The 2469-nt window shown below is 34.1% G+C and carries 3 protein-coding genes; all 3 read right to left on the reverse strand.

Translation table 11 applies throughout. The features are described from left to right. Positions 1 to 400: 400 nt before the first annotated feature. Positions 401 to 1441, reverse strand: a complete 1041-nt coding sequence (locus E1171_RS02865; RefSeq protein ID WP_155203893.1) for a hypothetical protein — start codon at positions 1439 to 1441, stop codon at positions 401 to 403. Positions 1442 to 1462: 21 nt separating this feature from the next. Beyond that, complete coding sequence (locus E1171_RS02870; RefSeq protein WP_155203895.1) at positions 1463 to 2083, reverse strand: phytanoyl-CoA dioxygenase family protein; 621 nt, start codon at positions 2081 to 2083, stop codon at positions 1463 to 1465. 122 nt (positions 2084 to 2205) lie between these two features. Further along, positions 2206 to 2469: hypothetical protein (locus E1171_RS23545; RefSeq protein ID WP_222931354.1), on the reverse strand; the 264-nt coding region annotated here is incomplete at its 5' end.

Below are 2469 nucleotides of genomic sequence, written 5' to 3' on the forward strand. Positions count from 1 at the left end.
CGCATACCCCATTTTCATTGATTTGAAACCCAGCGTAGGTTTAAGGTCATAAAATCAAATTCCCAGGCATACCAACTACGATAAGTCACTTCACTATGGCCACCATACCTGCTAAGATTCCCAAAATTATGCCGACCACGCTAAATCATCTGTAAACTGCACAAATGGATCATAAAATCCTTCGGACGCTTGCCTATTGCAGGTATTTTTTTGAATATCTGTCCTAAGAGTATTTCGATGCTCCCGGGGTGAATGAATTTTGTTTGTCGAAACTCAAAATTACTTATTTCACCCCTTTTTATTTAGCCTGCCGAAAAAACTTAGGGAGTATTGTTATAGGGATCTGGTTTTATAAAAACCAAGAGGTAAATTTTCTCCTTTTATTTAAAAAGATTTTTGCCTACTGCATCAATGATTCATCGTATCCAGTAGTAGTCCCACCATTTACTTTCCCTGTAAGAATAGGAATTATTTGATTATCATCAGGATTTTGACTCAAGGCACTTTTAAAAATAAAACTACCTCTTAACATAGTCTTAGAGGACCCCACACTTCCTTTAATTATAAAGATACCATTCATATAATTAATACTCACTGTTTGAGATGAATCAATAGCCGTTGAGTCTAAATTCGAAGGGTCGGAAGCAGGTAAAAAGTTAATGATATACCCTGCATTTGGCTTTTTAATATCTAATTGATTCGGCTTCGACATTGATATCTGTCCCAAAAAAGTATTGGTTTGATCATCACTTGTATAAAGGTTATAGGTCAAATTTTTAAATTGTGCCCATATAAAAGGGAATTTTTTATAATAACTTCTCATTACTCCTATACTATTAAGTGTCACATTTTGAAAGTCATCTGTGCTTTTAAAGAAGTTACTTGCTTTATCAGTAATAGTATTAACATCTTCTACTTTTGATGATTCTGAGCTTTCTTCTGCTAATCTAGCAGCATCAGGATGAACATCAGACATCATGTCTTTAAAACTTTTAATTAATGGAGAAGTAGGATCGGCATGAAGGGTTTGGATAAACAAGCCAGCTTCTTCCATAGATTTCTGGTTATCTGCATTAATTGTTTGAGGGTCAAACCTAGGCGGGTCAACGGATACTTTTTGTTTGACGTTAATAACGGCCAGCGGATGGTACCAATCAGAAGAACTAATTAACAGTTTGTATACCTTTGAATAAGTTGGTTGACCAGTCATAGGGTTATTATAAGTTTGGTCCAAAACCACAGTACCACTTTGTCCAGATGGAATCACCTGGCCGCCTTCCAATGTGCTTAAAAGCTCCAAACGCTGATTATAAATATTTACATTGCTACCGATATTATTCGATTGCGCCAAAGCAGGTATAATTACCACTGCATCAGTGCCAGAATTATTAATGATCTCGCATTCTTTACTATGATCATTGTCTATGATTGTATTTCCCATACTTATTTCTTATCGTTTATTTTATTGCTTTTTTCTGGCTGATAATATTTTATTCCAAGGTTCTTTAGTTACCCCCTTATAAGAAAATCTAAAGTCACAACTTACACGTGTATTTTCAGTAGTATTAGCATAAGAGCCGTGCTTAAGACAGCCTCCATCCCAAAGAAAAGCCTGACCATATTCAAGATTGATGGGCTCATATATTTCTGATCCATAATCCGTTTCACACCATATAGTAGAGCTTTCAAAGACATTTGTAAAGGGCAGATAACAATTAATTTGATCTAATCGGTGAGTAATATCGACATCTCGATGAAATTTACTAACAGAGCCGGTTCCTGCCAGATGAACCCGCATTTTGGGATGAGCAGAATAAGAAATTTTGTAGCCATAATGTGGACCAAGTATATTGAGCACCCAATAGTGATAAATTTTGTAGAACAAGGATTTATTAGAGATTTGCTGCATTAATTTTCGTAAGACCAGATTGTCATTATAATTCAATTCATTTCTTTCGGTCTGCTTCTTCAATACAATGTGTAATTCATGAAGTTTTGTAACTTTGAATATTTGTTTAGCCAATATTTCCTGAAAAGGGTACTTTTTAATATCATACGTTATAATGATGAAATTTTCTTGCATAGAGATAATATCATGTATGAACCAATTACAATAACTCCATTGATATTAAGTCTAGTTTTGAGATATTAAACTGTTGGAAACAGTCATTTATTTTATTTACTAAAGTCGCAAGTAGGTTTGATTTATATAAGTTCAATCATTTTAGAAATAAAGACATTCACCACTCTACTGGTAAAATTCTGCTTTTCCCATTTATGCCATAAGAGTAACCCTCCTTTTTTGTTGTTATCATAAACTATTGATATGAGAAAGTCTTCGGCCCATTCTGGAATTTCAGGACCATGGTATTTTGGTTTTTTATTGAGCTCCATTGACCCATAACATTTAAATCCATTATACTCCTCACTGGATGAGAAAGTACCATAAAATTCAATAGAGTTTATAAG

The sequence above is a fragment of the Xanthovirga aplysinae genome (assembly GCF_009711365.1).
Classification (GTDB): domain Bacteria; phylum Bacteroidota; class Bacteroidia; order Cytophagales; family Cyclobacteriaceae; genus Xanthovirga; species Xanthovirga aplysinae.